This is a genomic window from Burkholderia sp. Tr-20390 (assembly GCF_017104595.1).
Lineage (GTDB): Bacteria > Pseudomonadota > Gammaproteobacteria > Burkholderiales > Burkholderiaceae > Burkholderia.
Window position 1 is genome coordinate 1 of record NZ_JAAGPC010000176.1, and the last position, 17,922, is coordinate 17,922.

At 68.6% G+C, this 17,922-nt stretch carries 11 protein-coding genes; 6 read left to right on the plus strand and 5 right to left on the minus strand.

Annotated elements, in window-relative coordinates:
* The first annotated feature begins 1 nt into the window (after position 1).
* Complete coding sequence (locus G3N98_RS31990; RefSeq protein WP_346779119.1) at positions 2–3,853, plus strand: translocation/assembly module TamB domain-containing protein; 3,852 nt, start codon at positions 2–4, stop codon at positions 3,851–3,853.
* Positions 3,854–3,910: 57 nt separating this feature from the next.
* On the opposite strand, the gene metG is transcribed toward G3N98_RS31990, so the two are convergent.
* Entirely contained in the window at positions 3,911–6,067 is a 2,157-nt protein-coding gene (metG, locus tag G3N98_RS31995) for a methionine--tRNA ligase (RefSeq protein ID WP_206150434.1), read from the minus strand.
* 376 nt (positions 6,068–6,443) lie between these two features.
* A complete protein-coding gene (locus G3N98_RS32000; protein WP_043189806.1) occupies positions 6,444–7,088 on the minus strand; it encodes an OmpA family protein in 645 nt (214 codons plus the stop codon).
* Positions 7,089–7,439: 351 nt separating this feature from the next.
* Between G3N98_RS32000 and apbC the strand changes: the two genes are divergently transcribed.
* From apbC to G3N98_RS32025, 5 genes are all read left to right on the plus strand, one after another.
* A complete protein-coding gene (gene apbC, locus G3N98_RS32005) occupies positions 7,440–8,531 on the plus strand; it encodes an iron-sulfur cluster carrier protein ApbC (protein ID WP_089426095.1) in 1,092 nt (363 codons plus the stop codon).
* 133 nt (positions 8,532–8,664) lie between these two features.
* On the plus strand, positions 8,665–9,201 hold the full coding sequence (gene sodC, locus G3N98_RS32010) for a superoxide dismutase [Cu-Zn] (protein WP_089426094.1): 537 nt from the start codon (positions 8,665–8,667) through the stop codon (positions 9,199–9,201).
* Between the two features lie 112 nt (positions 9,202–9,313).
* Complete coding sequence (gene dcd, locus G3N98_RS32015) at positions 9,314–9,883, plus strand: dCTP deaminase (RefSeq protein ID WP_006398615.1); 570 nt, start codon at positions 9,314–9,316, stop codon at positions 9,881–9,883.
* A gap of 81 nt (positions 9,884–9,964) precedes the next feature.
* Complete coding sequence (locus G3N98_RS32020) at positions 9,965–12,244, plus strand: arginine/lysine/ornithine decarboxylase (protein WP_206150435.1); 2,280 nt, start codon at positions 9,965–9,967, stop codon at positions 12,242–12,244.
* The gene (locus tag G3N98_RS32025) at positions 12,244–13,083 is read left to right on the plus strand and encodes a lysozyme inhibitor LprI family protein (RefSeq protein WP_206150436.1); all 840 of its coding nucleotides are present in this window, start codon (positions 12,244–12,246) and stop codon (positions 13,081–13,083) included. The genes G3N98_RS32020 and G3N98_RS32025 overlap by 1 nt, the downstream gene beginning before the upstream one ends.
* Positions 13,084–13,173: 90 nt before the next feature.
* Here the strand turns inward: G3N98_RS32025 and G3N98_RS32030 are convergent, their stop codons facing one another.
* From G3N98_RS32030 to G3N98_RS32040, 3 genes are all read right to left on the minus strand, one after another.
* A complete protein-coding gene (locus G3N98_RS32030; RefSeq protein WP_206150437.1) occupies positions 13,174–13,857 on the minus strand; it encodes an HAD family phosphatase in 684 nt (227 codons plus the stop codon).
* A gap of 94 nt (positions 13,858–13,951) precedes the next feature.
* Positions 13,952–15,361, minus strand: a complete 1,410-nt coding sequence (gene argH / locus G3N98_RS32035) for an argininosuccinate lyase (RefSeq protein WP_089431567.1) — start codon at positions 15,359–15,361, stop codon at positions 13,952–13,954.
* A gap of 99 nt (positions 15,362–15,460) precedes the next feature.
* Positions 15,461–17,764: a fimbria/pilus outer membrane usher protein gene (locus G3N98_RS32040; RefSeq protein ID WP_206150439.1), complete on the minus strand. Its 2,304-nt coding sequence runs from the start codon at positions 17,762–17,764 to the stop codon at positions 15,461–15,463.
* Positions 17,765–17,922 lie beyond the last annotated feature (158 nt).

Below are 17,922 nucleotides of genomic sequence, written 5' to 3' on the forward strand. Positions count from 1 at the left end.
TGTGCTCGGCGCGCGGCTCGCGGGCACGCTCGACGGCGGCTCGCTTGCGACCGGCGTGCGGTTGCGCGGATTCGCGTGGACGAGCCCCGACGGCACCGGCACCGAAATCCGCATCGACCGGCTCGACGGCCGCTGGGCCCTGACCCGCGCGCCGTGGCGGCTGTCCATCGCGTACCTTCGCGCCGGCACGATCGACGTGCGGATCGCGCCGGGGCCGTCGACGCCGAGTACGACGCCGCAGGACCTGAGCCTGCCGCTGCAGTTGCGGATCGACGACCTGCGCGTCGATCACCTCGCGATCCACGACGGCGGCTCGACGACGCAACTCGACCATATCGCGCTGAACGGCCGCAGCGACGGCCGTCACCATGAACTCGTGCTCGAGGGCATCGATACGCCGTACGGCGCGCTGACCGCGCGCGCGAAGCTCGACGGCGTGAAGCCGTTCGCGCTGACGGGTGACGCCACCTACGCGGGCAAGCTGTCCGACGAGCCGGTCGACGCGCGTGCGCGCGTGTCGGGGTCGCTCGAGGCGCTCGTCGCCGAAGTCGACGCAAGCGGGATGAAGCTGAACGGGCGCGCGCACGTCGAGGCCGCGCCGTTCGGCGCGGTGCCGCTCACGCGCGCATCGCTCGCGTTCGATCACGTGAATCCGCAGGCGCTCGCACCCGGTGCGCCGGCCGCCGATCTCGCGGTGCGCGCGGAACTCGCGCCGGTGACCGCGCCGGCCGGGGCCGAGCCCGCGAAGGGTTTCGCGGTGACCGGCCCGGTGTCGATCGTCAACGCGAAGCCCGGCACGCTCGGCGACCACCGGCTGCCGGTGATCGACGCGCACGCGAACGTGCATCTCGACGCGCACGCGCAGCGGATCGACGATCTCGCACTGAAGCTGATCCGCGACGGCAGCGTGACAGGCAACGGCACGCTGACGGGCGGCAAGGGCCGCTTCGACCTGAAGGTCGCGAACCTCGACCTGAACGCGTTCGTCGCCGAGCTGCGGCCGATGCGCCTCGCCGGCCCGCTCGGCGTGACGCTCGCGGGCGATGTCACGACCGTCGATTTCAACCTGAACGATCCGAAGCTCGCGCTCGGCGCCCGCGCGAAGGTTGCGCTGACGCCGCAGCAGACCGTGCTGACCGACGCGCGCGTGACGGCGGGCAAGGGCCGGATCGACCTGACGGGTGTGTTCCGCCACGATGCGCATTCGAGCTATGACGCGAAGGCGACGCTGACCGCATTCGATCCGCTGCTGCTCGCCGCGATGAGCGCGCCGAAGGCGGGGGGCGGCAAGGCGCCCGCCAAGGCCCCGAAAGCGCCGGCCCCGCGCGGCGAGACGCGCGTGTCGGGCACGCTGACGGCGTCGGGCGCATTCGCGCCGCAGGTATCGACGAAGGCGACCTTCAAGCTCGGCGACAGCCTGTACGACGGCGTGCCGCTGACCGGCGCCGGCGTCGTGCAGCTGGCCGGCTCGCGCATCTTGCCGAGCAACGCGAACCTGTCGATCGCGGGCAACCATGTCGACCTGCGCGGCAGCTTCGGCGCGCCCGGCGACCGGCTGCGCTTCGTCGTCGACGCGCCGCAGCTCGACCGGCTCGGCTTCGGCGTGCAAGGGCTCGTGCAGGCGCAGGGCGACCTGACCGGCAGCTTCGCGCACCCGAACGTGACGGCCACCTACAAGGCCGAGCACGTCGTCGTCGGCTCGAACCGGATCGGTGCCGCGCAGGGCCGCGCGGACATCCGCGACGGCGCGCACGGCGCGCTCGTGTTCACGGCCGATGCGTCCGACATCGCGCTCGGCTCGCTGAAGCTGAAATCGCTGCGCGCGAACCTCAACGGCACGCGCGCGAAGCACACGCTCGACGCGTCGGCACTCGGGGCGGCCGGCGGCCGCGTGATCGACGTGACGCTCGCGGCGAATGGCGGCGTGGTCGAGAATCGCGACGGGATGCGCTGGGACGGCACCGTCACGCGTCTTGCGAACCGCGGCACGCCGACCATCGCGCTGCAGTCGCCGCTGACCGTGTCGGCCGGCGCCGGCCGCGTGACGCTCGGCGCGACGCGCCTCACGCTCGAAGGCGCGGCGATCGACCTGAAGTCGTTCGTGTTCGATCACGGCCAGATGCGCTCGGCGGGCTCGGTGACCGGTGCGTCGGTCGCGCGTTTCCTCGAGGTCCGCCAGGAACTGACGGGCCAGCGGCCGCCGGTGCGCACCGACGTCGTGCTCGATGCCGACTGGGATTTCTCGCTCGGCGCGAACGCGACAGGCTACGTGCAGGTGAAGCGCCGCGGCGGCGACGTGACGATCGAAAGCGGGCGCGGCATCGCCTCGCTGGGGCTGACCGACCTGTCCGCGCGCGCGAGCTTCACGCCCGGCAACCGGCTCAACGTGACGGCGCTCGCGAAGGCGGCCCGGATCGGCACGCTCGACGCGAACGTCACCGTGCCGTTCGCGCTGCGCGACGGGATGTTCGGCGTGGTCGACGACGGCCCGCTGTCGGGTCGCATCGACGCCGACATCCCGGCGCTGAAGACGACCGGCAACCTGTTCGGGCCGAGCTACCTGCTCGGCGGGCGCGCGGCGCTGAAGCTGACGGTCGCCGGCACGCCGGTGAAGCCGAACCTGTCGGGGATGCTGACGGGTGACGACCTGTCCGCGACGCTGATCGACCAGGGCGTGCAGCTGAAGGACGGCATCGTGCGCGTGAAGCTGTCGGAAAACCTCGTCGAATTCCAGCAGGTCGAGTTCCACGGTGGCGACGGTACGCTGCGCGCACTCGGCCGCGTGCGCCTCGACGGCGAGGCGCCCGACCTGACCGCGAGCATCGTCGCGGACAAGCTCGAACTGTTCGCGGCGCCGGACCGCAAGCTGTCGCTGTCGGGCAAGGCGACGGTTGCGAACGACGGGCCGCGTGGCGCACTGTCGATCGACGGCAAGTTCGTCGTCGACCGCGCGCTGTTCGACTTGCCCGAGGAATCGGCGCCGCACCTGTCGGACGATGTGGTGATCGAGCAGCCGGGCGGCACGGTGCGCGGCGAGACGCCGACCGGTTCCGCGGTCGCGAAGCCGAAGCCGGTCGAGGACAAGCCGGCGCCGTCGCTCGCGCCGCGCGCGAACATCGACATCGGCCTCGGCAACAACTTCCGCTTCAAGGGTCACGGCGCGGATCTCGGGCTGCGCGGCACGATCACCGTGATGAGCGCGCCGGGCGTGCCGCTGCGCGCGGTCGGCAACGTGCGCGTGACCGAAGGGTCGACGTACACGTCGTTCGGCCGCAAGCTCGCGGTCGAGAACGGCTTCTTCACGTTCAACGGCCCCGTGTCGAACCCGGGCGTCAACATCCTCGCGATGCGGCGCAACCAGGAGGTCGAGGCCGGCGTGCAGGTGACGGGCACGATCCAGTCGCTGACGGTCAAGCTCGTGTCGGAGCCGAACGTCACCGAAAACGAAAAACTGTCGTGGCTGCTGTTCGGCCACGGCACCGACCAGGGCAACAACGTCGGCCAGCAGGGTGCGATGACGGCGGCGCTCGGGCTGCTCGGCAGCGTGACCGGCAAGCGCGTCGCGCAGACTTTCGGTCTCGACGAGGTTTCGGTCGGGCGCAGTGAAGTCGGCCTGACCGATCCGCAGGTCGTGCTCGTGTCGAAGGCGATCAACGAGCGCTTCGTGCTCGGCTTCGAGCAGGGGCTGCAATCGGCGGCCAACGCGTTCAAGGCGACGATCAACCTGACGCGCTTCTGGTCGGTATCCGCGTACGGCGGCACGTTCCAGGGCGTCGACCTGAACTACACGCGGCGTTTTGATCGCTGGTTCAGCAGTGACCGCGGGGGCGGGCGGCGCGCCGAGCAGCCATGAAAAAGCCCCGCACATCGTGCGGGGCTTCTTTTTTGCGCAAGCGGCAGCGCGTTCGGCTTACTTCACGCGCATGCCGGGCTTCGCGCCGCTGTGCGGCTCGAGGATGTAGAGGCCCGGCTCGGCCTTCTCGTCGGTGGCCGACGCGGCGAGCACCATCCCTTCGGACAGGCCGAACTTCATCTTGCGCGGCGCGAGGTTCGCGACCATCACGGTCAGCTTGCCGACGAGCTGCTCGGGCTGGTACGCGGACTTGATGCCCGAGAACACGTTGCGGGTCTTTTCCTCGCCGACGTCGAGCGTGAGTTGCAGCAGCTTGTCCGAGCCTTCGACGGCCTGGCACGCGACGATCTTCGCGATGCGCAGGTCGATCTTCGCGAAATCGTCGATCGAGATCGGTGCGTCGTCCGCGCCGTTCACGACAGCCTGCTTCGCGTTCGCCTTCGCGTTGTTCTTCGCATCCTTCGCGGCGTTCGCGCTCGCGGCAGCCGCGCCGGTGGCTTCGGCCTGCAGCGAATCGCGGTTCGCGGCGAGCAGCGCTTCGATCTGCTTCGGGTCGACGCGCGTCATCAGGTGCTGGTACGCCTTGATCGGCTGCTCCGACGACAGCGGCTTCGCGGCATCGGCCCAGGCGAGCGGCGCGATCCCGAAGAACGACTCGACGGCTTCGGCCACGCGCGGCATCACCGGCTTCAGCGCGAGCGACAGCAGGCGGAACGACTCGAGGCTCACGCTGCAGGTTTCGTGCAGCGCGACCGCGTTGGCCGGATCCTTTGCGAGATCCCACGGCTTCGCGCCGTCGACGTACGCGTTCACCTCGTCAGCGAGCTCCATCGTGTGGCGCAGCGCACGGCCGTACTCGCGTGCTTCGTAGTGCGCGGCGATCTGCGGGATCGCCTCGCGCAGCTTCGCGACGAGCGGATGGTTCATCGCGCTGTCCTGCACGCGGCCGTCGAAGCGCTTGATCAGGAAGCCTGCCGCGCGGCTCGCGATGTTCACGTACTTGCCGACGAGGTCGCTGTTCACGCGTGCCTGGAAGTCGTCGAGGTTCAGGTCGATGTCTTCCATCGTCGCGTTCAGCTTCGCGGCGAAGTAGTAGCGCAGCCATTCGGGGTTCAGGCCCGTGTCGATGTAGCTCTGCGCGGTGATGAACGTGCCGCGCGACTTCGACATCTTCGCGCCGTCGACCGTCAGGAACCCGTGCGCGAACACGTTGGTCGGCGTGCGGTGGCCCGAGAACTCGAGCATCGCGGGCCAGAACAGCGTGTGGAAGTACAGGATGTCCTTGCCGATGAAGTGGTACTGCTCGGTGGTCGAGCCCGGACGGACCCACGCATCGAAGTCGATGCCGTTGCGCTCGCACAGGTTCTTGAAGCTCGCGTAGTAGCCGACCGGCGCGTCGAGCCACACGTAGAAATACTTGCCGGGTGCGCCCGGGATCTCGAAGCCGAAATACGGCGCGTCACGCGAGATGTCCCAGTCGGCGAGCTTGGCCTCGCCGGCGTCGCCGAGCCATTCGCGCATCTTGTTGGTTGCTTCGGGCTGCGCGAGGCCGCTCACCCATTCGCGCAGGAACGTTTCGCAGCGCGGATCGGACAGGCGGAAGAAGTAGTGCTTCGACGTCTTGCGCACCGGCGTCGCGCCCGACACGACCGAATACGGGTTCAGCAGTTCGGTCGGCAGGTAGGTCGAGCCGCACACTTCGCAGCTGTCGCCGTACTGGTCCTTCGCGTGGCACTTCGGGCACTCGCCCTTGATGAAGCGATCCGGCAGGAACATTTCCTTGACGGGATCGTACGCCTGCTCGATCTCGCGCTCGGCGATGAAGCCGGCGTCCTGCAGCGCGACGTAGATCTTCTCGCTCAGCACGCGGTTCTCGTCCGAATCGGTCGAGTAGAAGTTGTCGAACGACACGCCGAAGCTGTCGAAGTCGCGCTTGTGTTCGGTCCACACGCGATCGATCAGCTGCTTCGGGGTCAGGCCTTCCTTCTCCGCGCGCAGCATGACCGGCGTGCCGTGCGTGTCGTCGGCACCGATGTAGTAGACCTCATGGCCATGCATTCGCAGCGTCCGCACCCAGATGTCGGTCTGGATGTACTCGACCAGGTGGCCGATGTGGATCTGCCCGTTGGCATAGGGCAGTGCGGACGTAACGAGGATCTGGCGGCCACCTTGCGGCGCCGCAGCCTGCACGGAAGTGAGGTCGGATGCGGACATAGGGTCTGTAGAGGAACGGCGGAAAAACGACGGGAAACTGCGATTCTAGCAGGGGCGCGCGCCGGCGACGCGGGCAGGCGCCCTCGACCGGGCGCCGAAACAGGCGGGGCCACGCAAGCGGGATGCCCGAGGGCGGTGTGCTGCGGCGCAGCACGATTTCTGCGGGCAAAAAAAACCGGGGCGGATACGGCCCCGGAGCAACAACGACAAGAGGAGAATGGTGACGCGCCGGCAACACCAGCCGCGTACCGTAAATACTGACCACGGCCTGCGACAGAAGTTCGAAAATTTTTTCGATTTGTTACCGGCTCCGCCGGAAGCCTTGTCCGGCGGGGCTGCGCGGGCGGCGCGCCCGCGCTTTCTCCTCGTCGCGCGCTTACTGCGCCTGCGCTGCGCGCAGGTAGATTTCGACGCGGCGGTTCTGTGCGCGGCCGGCTTCGGTCGCGTTGTCCGCGATCGGGTTCGATGCGCCCATGCCTTGCGCCGACAGGCGGCCGCCGTTCACGCCGCGCTGCGCCAGTGCGTTCACGACGCTTTGTGCGCGGTTCTGCGACAGCGTCTGGTTCAGCTGCGCCGAGCCCGTGCTGTCCGTGTAGCCGACGATCGAAGCCGTCACTTGCGGGTTCTGGTTCAGCGTCGTCGCCAGGTCGTTCAGCAGCGGCGTGAAGGCCGGCGTGATCGCGTACTGGTTCGTCGCGAACGTCACCGAGCTCGGCACGTTCAGCTTCAGCGAGCCGTCCGGCTGCTCGGTCACTTGCGTACCCGTTTGCGCTGCCGACGGTGCGAGCTTGTTCTTGATCGCCTGCCAGTTGTAACCCGTCACGCCGCCGACCAGTGCGCCGACGCCAGCGCCGATCGCCGCGCCCTTGCCGCCGCCTGCCAGCGCGCCGATGCCTGCGCCCAGTGCTGCGCCCGTGCCGGTACCGACGGCCGCGTTGTTGCCTTGCTGCGTGGCGCAGCCTGCCAGCAGTGCGCCGGCCAATGCGAAGACGGACAAGCGGGTCGCGATTTTCATGTTCATCTTGGATTCCTCTCTTGGTTGAACGAGTCGACAACGACGACAACAACAGTTATGGCTCCCTGCGCGGGCCGCCCGAAAAAGGAGGGCAGGCCCGTGCTCGCGGCAGCCGCCGAGGTGGCTGCATGCCCTGCCCGTCAGCGTGGCTGTTGGGACAGTGCGACGCGTCAGCCTCTACAATATAGGCGGTAAGTGGCCGATTTGGCCCCATAGCATGCCGCACGCGAAGAGTGCGCCGGGTCGCGCGTTCGCGCAATGGCGTGCAACAGATTCTTTCACTTTTCCCGATTTTCGCGCCGTAATTTGATATTTTTTGACGTTTGCGCGCGAGAAAAACGTTTTCACGGAGTTTCGATGAGCATTGACCGGGCACAAGTCGACGCCGCTTTGGCGGCTGTCGTCGACCCCAATACCGGCCGTCCGTATGCGGCGAACAAGGGCGTGCGCAACGTCGCGATCGACGGCGACGTCGTGGCGCTCGACGTGGTGCTCGGTTATCCCGCGCGCAGCCAGCACGACGACGTGCGCGCTCGCGTCACCGCGGCGCTGCAGGCCGTGGCCGGCGTGCGCGACGCGCGCGTCGCGGTCTCGCAGGAGATCGTCGCGCACACGGTGCAGCGCGGCGTGAAATTGCTGCCGAACGTGAAGAACATCGTCGCGGTCGCGTCGGGCAAGGGCGGTGTCGGCAAGAGCACGACGGCCGTCAACCTCGCGCTCGCGCTCGCCGCGGAAGGCGCGTCGGTCGGCATCCTCGACGCCGACATCTACGGTCCGTCGCTGCCGACGATGCTCGGCATCCACGGCCAGCGTCCCGAGTCGCCCGACAACCAGTCGATGAACCCGCTCGTCGGCCACGGGCTGCAGGCGAACTCGATCGGCTTCCTGATCGAGGAAGACAACCCGATGGTATGGCGCGGCCCGATGGCGACTTCCGCGCTCGAGCAGCTGCTGCGCCAGACCAACTGGCGCGAGCTCGACTACCTGATCGTCGACATGCCGCCCGGCACGGGCGACATCCAGCTGACGCTCGCGCAGCGCGTGCCCGTCACGGGCGCGGTGATCGTCACGACGCCGCAGGACATCGCGCTGCTCGACGCGAAGAAGGGCCTGAAGATGTTCGAGAAGGTCGGGATTCCGATCCTCGGCATCGTCGAGAACATGAGCATCCACATCTGCTCGAACTGCGGCCACGAGGAGCACGTCTTCGGCGCCGGCGGGGCCGAGCGGATGGCGAAGGAGTACGGCGTGAACGTGCTCGGCAGCCTGCCGCTCGACATCGCGATCCGTGAGCGCGCCGACAGCGGCACGCCGACGGTCGTGGCCGATTCGGAAGGCGCGCTGGCGCGTCGCTATCGCGAAATCGCGCGCGGTGTTGCGCTGGCGATTGCCGAGCGATCGCGCGACATGACGTCGAAGTTCCCGTCGATCGTTGTTCAAAATACGTAAAACCCTTGCGGGGCGGGGCCTCACGCTGTTTACGGCGCCGCGAGGCGCGGTATCATGGCGACTTTTCCCGGGTCCCTTTACCCGCCCGGCGCGGCCGTCGTGTCAAACGGCCGTCAGCCGGCATGAGGATCGAATGAAACAACGACATCACGGCGTGTACGCCGGCCGCGCGCGGTGCGCGCTGCTGGCCGCCGCCGCGCTGGGCCTGCTGGCCGGCTGCACCTCCTTTTCCTCGTCGCACGAAAAACGGGCCGACGCACAACTGCAGCCGACGGTCGGCTCGCAGGCGCGCGGCGCGGTGACGTTCGTCGAGCGTCCGGACGGCGTGCAGGTCACCTACAACCTCGCCGGGCTGCCGCCGAACAGCGATCACGCCTTGCAGGTACACGAACGCGGCGACTGCAACGCGGGCGACGGCTCGAGCGCCGGCCAGGTGTTCGCACCGGCGGCCGACCGGCTGCGCGCGGGTGCCCGCGTCGCCGGCGATCTCGGCAACATCCACGCGGACGCGAACGGCGTCGCGGCCGGCTTCATCGTCGCGCCCGATCTGGCCCTCGATGGCGTGCGCTCGGCGATGAACCGCGCGGCGCTGGTGCACCGCGAACCGAGCGATCCCGCGTTTCCGCAGCATGGCGCGGGGCCCGCGCTCGCCTGTGGCGTGATCCGGTGACGGCCGCCGCGTGCGTGCGCCGATGATCGCGTAAAATGTCGGCCTTTCCCTGGCCGCCGTCCTGAATGGCGGCCTTCGTTTCCCGTCACGCAGCGTTTCCAGGCGCCCCGATATGAGCATCAAGTCCGACAAATGGATTCGGCGCATGGCCGAAGAGCACAAGATGATCGAGCCGTTCGTGCCCGATCAGGTCCGCGCGTCCGAGGACGGCCGCCGGATCGTCAGCTACGGCACGTCGAGCTACGGCTACGACATCCGCTGCGCGGACGAATTCAAGATCTTCACGAACATCAACTCGACGATCGTCGACCCGAAGAACTTCGACGAGGGTTCGTTTGTCGATTTCAAGGGCGACGTGTGCATCATCCCGCCGAACTCGTTCGCGCTGGCCCGCACCGTCGAATATTTCCGCATCCCGCGCACCGTGCTGACGGTCTGCCTCGGCAAGTCGACCTATGCGCGCTGCGGGATCATCGTCAACGTGACGCCGTTCGAACCCGAGTGGGAAGGCTACGTCACGCTGGAATTCTCGAACACCACGCCGCTGCCCGCGAAGATCTACGCGAACGAAGGCGTCGCCCAGGTGCTCTTCTTCGAGAGCGACGAAGTGTGCGACGTGTCGTACGCGGATCGCGGCGGCAAGTATCAGGGGCAGCGTGGTGTCACGCTGCCGAAAACCTGATCTGGTTGCATAACGTCTCACCAGTTTCCGGGTGACCGCTGCGCGTGACGCGCCGCGGTCGTTCTTTTTGGAGAATCGCCCATGAAGTTTCGTTTCCCCGTCGTCATCATCGACGAAGATTTCCGCTCCGAGAACATCTCGGGCTCCGGCATCCGGGCGTTGGCCGAAGCGATCGAGAAGGAGGGCGTCGAAGTCCTCGGTCTCACGAGCTACGGTGATCTGACGTCGTTCGCGCAGCAGTCGAGCCGCGCGTCGTGCTTCATCCTGTCGATCGACGACGACGAACTCATGCTCGGCGAGACCGGCCAGGACGGCGAGCTGCCCGAGCTCGCGACCGCGATCATCGAGCTGCGCGCGTTCGTCACCGAAGTGCGCCGCCGCAACGCGGACATCCCGATCTTCCTGTACGGCGAGACGCGCACGTCGCGCCACCTGCCGAACGACATCCTGCGCGAGCTGCACGGCTTCATCCACATGTTCGAGGACACGCCGGAGTTCGTCGCACGCCATATCATCCGCGAGGCGAAGGTCTATCTCGACTCGCTCGCGCCGCCGTTCTTCAAGGAGCTCGTGAAGTACGCGGACGAAGGCTCGTACTCGTGGCACTGCCCGGGCCACTCGGGCGGCGTCGCGTTCCTGAAGAACCCGCTCGGCCAGATGTTCCACCAGTTCTTCGGCGAGAACATGCTGCGCGCGGACGTCTGCAACGCAGTGGACGAACTCGGCCAGCTGCTCGACCACACGGGCCCCGTCGCGGCGTCCGAGCGCAACGCGGCGCGCATCTTCAGCGCGGACCACCTGTTCTTCGTGACCAACGGCACGTCGACGTCGAACAAGATCGTCTGGCATGCGACGGTCGCCCCGGGCGACATCGTGCTGGTCGACCGCAACTGCCACAAGTCGATCCTGCACGCGATCACGATGACGGGCGCGATCCCCGTGTTCCTCACGCCGACGCGCAACCATTTCGGCATCATCGGGCCGATCCCGCGCGACGAATTCAAGCCGGAGAACATCCGCAAGAAGATCGACGCGAACCCGTTCGCGCGCGAAGCGATGCGCGAGAACCCGGACATGAAGCCGCGCATCCTGACGATCACGCAGAGCACGTACGACGGCGTCGTCTACAACGTCGAGATGATCAAGGACCTGCTCGGCGACCTGCTCGACACGCTGCACTTCGACGAAGCGTGGCTGCCGCACGCAACCTTCCACGATTTCTACCGCGACATGCACGCGATCGGCGACGGCCGTCCGCGCACCGGCGCGCTCGTGTTCGCGACGCACTCGACGCACAAGCTGCTCGCGGGCATCTCGCAGGCCTCGCAGATCGTCGTGCAGGATTCGGAGAACCGTACGTTCGACAAGCATCGCTTCAACGAGGCGTACCTGATGCACACGTCCACGAGCCCGCAGTACGCGATCATCGCGTCGTGCGACGTCGCGGCCGCGATGATGGAGCCGCCGGGCGGCACCGCGCTCGTCGAGGAATCGATCGCCGAGGCGATCGACTTCCGCCGCGCGATGCGCAAGGTCGACGCCGAATACGGCGACGACTGGTTCTTCAGCGTGTGGGGCCCGGACAACCTGTCCGAGGAAGGCATCGGTTCGCGCGAGGACTGGATGCTGAAGCCGAACGACCACTGGCACGGCTTCGGCCCGCTGGCGGAAGGCTTCAACATGCTCGACCCGATCAAGGCGACGATCATCACGCCGGGGCTCGACGTCGACGGCGAGTTCGGCGAGACCGGCATTCCGGCCGCGATCGTCACGAAGTACCTGGCCGAGCACGGGATCATCGTCGAGAAGACCGGCCTGTACTCGTTCTTCATCATGTTCACGATCGGCATCACGAAGGGCCGCTGGAACTCGATGGTGACCGAGCTGCAGCAGTTCAAGGACGACTACGACAACAACCAGCCGCTGTGGCGCGTGCTGCCGGAATTCGTCGCGCAGCATCCGCGCTACGAGCGTGTCGGCCTGCGCGACCTGTGCACGCAGATCCACGACGTGTACCGCGCGAACGACATCGCCCGCCTGACGACCGAGATGTACCTGTCGGACATGGAACCGGCGATGAAGCCGTCGGACGCGTTCGCGAAGCTCGCGCACCGCAAGATCGACCGCGTGCCGCTCGACGAGCTCGAAGGCCGCGTGACGAGCATCCTGCTCACGCCGTACCCGCCGGGCATTCCGCTGCTGATCCCGGGCGAGCGCTTCAACAAGACGATCGTGAACTACCTGCGGTTCGCGCGCGACTTCAACGAACGCTTCCCGGGCTTCCACACCGACATCCACGGCCTCGTCGCGGAAGAGGTGAACGGCCGGGTCGAGTACTTCGTCGACTGCGTGCGCGACTGATGGCGACGCACGGACGAATCCAGGCGATGCGCGCGGCACTGGCCGCGCTCGCCGTCTGGGCGGCAGGGGCGGCAGGGCTGGCGGGAGTCGGGGTCGCGCACGCGGAAGTCGCGGCGGCCGACCCGATCGACGTCGCGATGCGGCAGTGTCTCGCGCGGCGCGACCGGTCGTCGCCGGCCGGCCAGATCCAGTGCATGGGCGAGGCGCAGCAGCAGTGGCAGGCCGTGATGGACGGCGCGTACCAGCGCCTGTTGAAGGATGCGCCGGCCGACGCGAAGCGCGGCTGGCAGGACAGCCAGCGCCATTGGCTCACGTGGCGCAAGGACGAAGTGCATCTGCTGAAGGCCGTGTACGACACCACGCGCGGGACGTCGTACGCGATGTCGAGTGCCGACCTGCAGCTGCAGCCCGTGCGCGACCGTGCACTGGCGCTGCGCGGTGCGGCCGATCGCTATGCGCCAGCACCCGCTGCCGTGCCGGTCGCGGCCACGAGCGGCGCGCAGGGCAGCGCGGGTGATGCCCCGAGCGCGGCCCAGGGCGGGGTCAAACCGAACGCCAAGCCGGCGAACGCGCCGCGCGATCCGGCCGTGCGCCGCGTGCGACCGTGCGAACAGGACGCCGCGTGCGAGCATGCGCTGTTCGACCTGAACCGCTATTACCAGAAGCTGCGCCGCAAGATGCCCACGCATTCGGCCGCGACGCTCGTGCGCGCGCAGCGCGCGTGGGTCGGGTTCCGCGATGCGACGGCACCGCTCGTCGGCGAGGACGGCCGCGTCGACCTGATCGGCGCGCGCATCGCGACGATGAAGCGGCTGTCGGAGACGGCCGGCAACAAGTAAGCGCAATGGCGACGCCGGTGATCCGGCGAGACGGCAAAAAGCAAAACGGGCACCCGAAAAGGTGCCCGTTTTTCATTTGGCGGCCGTGAGTCAGGCGGGCCGTTGCGTCTCGAGCCCGCCGAACCACGACGGCACGAGCGCGAGCGCATCGTCGAGCGACGCGAGCACGTGCAGGCTCAGCGCGACGATTTCGGGCGTCGGCGCCTTCAGGTCGGGCACGGTGATGACCGATGCGCCCGCGCCGGCGGCCGATTGCGCGCCGAAGTCGCTGTCCTCGAACGCGACGCAGGCGTGGGTCGGCACGCCGAGGCGTTCGGCCGCGAGCCGGTAGACGGCCGGGTCGGGCTTGCCGCGCGCGACTTCGTCGCCGCCCGCGATCGCGCGGAAGAACGGCAGCAAGCCGACCGCGTCGAGCCGCGCACGGACGACCTCACGCGCGGACGACGACGCGACCGCGCACGGAATGCCGGCTTGCGCGAGCGCGTCGAGCAGCGCGAACGCGCCCGGCTTCAGCGGAAACTTCGGATGCGGTTCGGGCGCCGCGAGCTGCTCGCGCACGCGGATGCGCACCGCGTCGAACGTATCGGGGTTGCCGATCAGCCGCGCCAGGATGACCTGGCCTTCGGCGAACGAGCGGCCGACGATCTGCAGGTAGTCGGTGGTGGTCAGCGTGACGCCGTGCGCATTCGACACGTCGATCCACGTGTTCATGATGGTCCGCTCGGAATCGACGAGCAGGCCGTCCATGTCGAAGAGCGCGGCGGAAAAGGTCATCGGCGGCATTCGGGAAGCAGGGCAGGCGATGGGCGGCGCGACGGCCGCCCGAATGAAAAACGGACGCCGAGGGCGTCCGTCCGGAACAGCAGGCTTACTGGCCGAGCGCGGCGCGCGCCGCCTTGACCGCCGCACGCACCTGGTCGGGCGCGGTGCCGCCCGGGTGGTTGCGGCTCGCGACCGAGCCCTCGAGCGTCAGGTAGCCGAACACGTCTTCGCCGATCAGGTGCGCGACGTTCGGCAGTTCCTGCTTCATCTCGTCGAGCGTCAGGTCGGCCAGGTCGATGCCGCGGTCGTCGCAGATCTTCACGGCGTGCGCGACGGCTTCGTGCGCGTCGCGGAACGGCAGGCCGCGTTTCACGAGGTAGTCGGCGAGGTCGGTGGCGGTCGAGAAGCCCTGCAGCGCGGCCGCGCGCATCGCGTCCGGCTTCACGGTGATGCCGGCCACCATCTCGGCGAAGATCCGCAGCGTGTCGGCGACGGTGTCGACCGTGTCGAACAGCGGTTCCTTGTCTTCCTGGTTGTCCTTGTTGTACGCGAGCGGCTGGCCCTTCATCAGCGTCAGCAGCGCCATCAGGTGGCCGTTCACGCGGCCCGTCTTGCCGCGCGCGAGCTCGGGCACGTCCGGGTTCTTCTTCTGCGGCATGATCGAGCTGCCGGTGCAGAAGCGGTCGGCGATGTCGATGAAGCCGACGCGCGGGCTCATCCACAGCACGAGTTCCTCGGAGAAGCGCGACACGTGCGTCATCACGAGCGCGGAAGCCGCCGTGAATTCGATCGCGAAGTCACGATCCGACACCGCGTCGAGCGAGTTCGCGCAGATGCCGTCGAAGCCGAGCGTCTTCGCCACCGCGTGACGATCGATCGGGTAGCTCGTACCGGCGAGCGCGGCCGCGCCGAGCGGCAGGCGGTTCACGCGGGTGCGGCAGTCGCGCATGCGCTCCGCGTCGCGCGAGAACATCTCGACGTACGCGAGCAGGTGGTGGCCGAACGTGACGGGCTGGGCAACCTGCAGGTGCGTGAAGCCCGGCATGATCGTGTCGGCGTTCTGTTCCGCGAGGTCGAGCAGCGCGCCGCGCAGGTCGTTCAGCAGGCCGCCGATGCGGTCGATCTCGCCGCGCAGCCACAGGCGGATGTCGGTCGCGACCTGGTCGTTACGCGAGCGGCCCGTGTGCAGGCGCTTGCCGGCGTCGCCGATCAGCGCGGTCAGGCGCGCCTCGATGTTCAGGTGGACGTCTTCCAGGTCGAGCTGCCATTCGAATTCGCCGCGCTCGATTTCACCCTTGATCTGCGTCATCCCGCGTTCGATCGCGGCCAGGTCGTCGGCGCTGATGATCTTCTGCGCGGCGAGCATGTTCGCGTGCGCGAGCGAGCCGGCGATGTCGACGAGCGCGAGGCGCTTGTCGAAAAATACCGACGACGTGTAGCGCTTGACCAGCTCGGACATCGGTTCCGAGAAGCGGGCCGACCAGGCCTCGCCCTTTTTGTGCAGTTGGGACGTCATGGCGATTCTTCGAAGGGAGATTGAGCGGCGTGCGCCGCCGAGGAATCCGGGGATTTTAGCATTCGCGGCCGGGTGTCCGGCACAAGCCCGCCGCGGGCGCTAGCGCGGCGAGCAGGTCAGCGGGCCGATCCGCGGCAGCGTGCCGTCGTCCGGCCGCCGGTACGCGAAGGCAACCGCGCAATCGTGGCCGTTGCCGGAGATTTCCAGGCGGTTGTGCTCGACGAGGCCGTCGACGAACGTGAGGCCGTCGTAGCCGACGATCGTGCGCTGGCCGTTCTCGACGTCGCGGACTTCGAGCCCCGGTGGCAGCGGCGTACCGTCGGGCGCGTGCAGGATGATCGACGCCGCGCTGTAGCGCGACACGGCGAAATGCGCGAGCACGCCCGAGCGCGCCTGCGGCACGACGTCGAGCGTCGTGTCGGCGATGCGCGCATCGGCCGGTAGCGTCGCGCCGTCGATCGCGACGCGATTGTTCTGGTACGCGTTCAGATCGGGCACCAGCAGGTAGCCGGCGCGGTTGGTCTCGCCGATCAGCCGGTTCTGGTGCAAGACGGGGACGCGCCCCGTATCGGTCGAGACGAGCGCAAAGCTGTCGTCGATGCGGCGCGCTGTCATCAGCCGGCCGTCCATCAGCACGAGCGCGCCCGTGACGTCGACCGACGCGTTGCCGCGCCCGCCGAACGACTGCGCAAGCAGCGTGACTTCGCCGGCGCGGCCGAGATACCGCACTTGACCCTGCCCATAGCGCAGCGCGGCGCTGGTGCCCGCCTGCACGTTCCAGCCGAAGCCGCCGCCGTAGTCGGGCGGGCGCGACGCGTTCACCGCGTAGGTCGATTCGCCGTTCTGCCGGCCCGCGCTGGCCGAGACCGACGTGTTGCCGCCGAGGCCGATGCTCACGCTGGCGAAGAAGCCGCGCGTGTCGCGCTGCCTGAAATCCTGGAACGCGCTGACGGTCAGCGACGTCAGCATGCCGAGATTGACGAGGTACGCGATCGAACCGATGCGCGATGCATCGATGCCCGGGTACTTGAGGCCCAGATAGCTGAACGACAGCGTCTGCGCGCGCAGGAACGGAAACGACACCGTGATGCGGTCCGTGGCGCTCGACACCGGGATGCCCTCGCGCGCACCGAGGTCGCCGTAGCCGCCGAATGCGCGCAGCGTCTGCGCATCGATCGAGACACGCGGCGTCACGTACTGGTAGCCGAAGCCCACCTGCGCGCCGGCGCCGCGCTGTGCGCTGACGGCCAGCGACGCGTTCGCGACGCCGCCGTTGCCGATGCGCGCGAGGACGCCCGCGCCGGCGTTGTAGACGCCGCTCGTCGCTTCCGCGTGCGCCTCGACGGTCAGCCGCTCGCTGATGCCGTAGCGTAGCGACCCGCTCGCCGCCGGCGTGTGGGCGTAGTCGAACGAGGTGATGCCGTACGCGCGTCGCAGGAAACCCGCCTCGACCGAATAGCTCGCGAGGCCCGGCGCGAGCAGGCGCGTATCGATGTACAGCGGAATCGACGTCGACACCGAGCGGCCCAGCGCGTCGCGCGTGACGACGGTGGCGTTGCCCGAGCCGGTGATGCCCGGCACGCTGTTGATCACGAACGGCCCGCCCGGCACGTCGCCGCTGAACTGGCGCACGTTGTTCACGTACAGGTCGACCGACGTCGGCACGACCGCGCTGCCGGACAGCGCCGGCACCGGGAACGTCACGAGATCGGGGCGCAGGCCGAAGTTGCTGCGCCATTGCACGCCACCGATGCGCAGCGAGCGCGTCCACGACAGCGACGACGAGATCGTGTCGCCGAACTGCGTGGTCGTGAGCGTCGCCGGGCTCGAGCGCGTCCACGACGTGTCGTAGCGCAGGTAGCGCTGGCGGTCGTCGTACAGGTACGCGATGCCGGTGCTGCTGAAGACGCCGGCCGGGTCGAAATAGCGCGCCTCGCTCCAGATGGCGAGCGGCGAATGGGCGAGGGTCTGCGCGTAGGCATCGTAGTTCAGCACGAAGCCGCGGCCGGCCGTGGCGGGCGGCGCGGCGGTGAGCGCGCGCGTGTCGAACGTGTGCGGAATGCGCAGCGCGTCGGGCACGCGCAGGTCGAGCGTCTGGCGGCTCGTGTCCACGTCGTAGCGCAGCCCCGGGAGCGTGTCGAGCGCGACGAGCGTATTCGAAGGCTCGTGCGTGCGCTCGCCCGTCGCGACGCCGAGATCGTTCAGGTCGGCGGAGGCCGCGTAGAGTCGCCCGTCGATCTGCTGGACGCGGGCGATCCGGTGGGTCGGCTCGCCGTTGAGCGACACGTCGAGAAACAGCACGCCGGGCTCGGGGGCAGCCGCGGGGGCGGGCCGCGCGGGCGCCGGCTCCGCGCGTGCCGCGGCGGCATGCAGCGCCAGCGCGATCGCGAGGGCGCCCCCCAGCCGGCGGTGTCGCGCGGCGGCGCGGGCCCGGCGGGCATGGCCCGCCGTCCGCACGGGCACCGTGGCGGGTTCGCGTCCGCGCGTCCGGGGGGCCGCCAGCGCGCCTCCACCGGCGGCCCGCTGAACGCGCCCCGTACCTGCACGAACGATGCCCGCCC

What these genes read in the sequence shown, in the direction of transcription:
- metG (WP_206150434.1), bottom strand. Translation starts at nt 6,067, where the DNA reads ATGTCCGCATCCGACCTCACTTCCGTGCAGGCTGCGGCGCCGCAAGGT.
- G3N98_RS32000 (WP_043189806.1), bottom strand. Translation starts at nt 7,088, where the DNA reads ATGAACATGAAAATCGCGACCCGCTTGTCCGTCTTCGCATTGGCCGGC.
- apbC (WP_089426095.1), top strand. Translation starts at nt 7,440, where the DNA reads ATGAGCATTGACCGGGCACAAGTCGACGCCGCTTTGGCGGCTGTCGTC.
- sodC (WP_089426094.1), top strand. Translation starts at nt 8,665, where the DNA reads ATGAAACAACGACATCACGGCGTGTACGCCGGCCGCGCGCGGTGCGCG.
- dcd (WP_006398615.1), top strand. Translation starts at nt 9,314, where the DNA reads ATGAGCATCAAGTCCGACAAATGGATTCGGCGCATGGCCGAAGAGCAC.
- G3N98_RS32020 (WP_206150435.1), top strand. Translation starts at nt 9,965, where the DNA reads ATGAAGTTTCGTTTCCCCGTCGTCATCATCGACGAAGATTTCCGCTCC.
- G3N98_RS32025 (WP_206150436.1), top strand. Translation starts at nt 12,244, where the DNA reads ATGGCGACGCACGGACGAATCCAGGCGATGCGCGCGGCACTGGCCGCG.
- G3N98_RS32030 (WP_206150437.1), bottom strand. Translation starts at nt 13,857, where the DNA reads ATGACCTTTTCCGCCGCGCTCTTCGACATGGACGGCCTGCTCGTCGAT.
- argH (WP_089431567.1), bottom strand. Translation starts at nt 15,361, where the DNA reads ATGACGTCCCAACTGCACAAAAAGGGCGAGGCCTGGTCGGCCCGCTTC.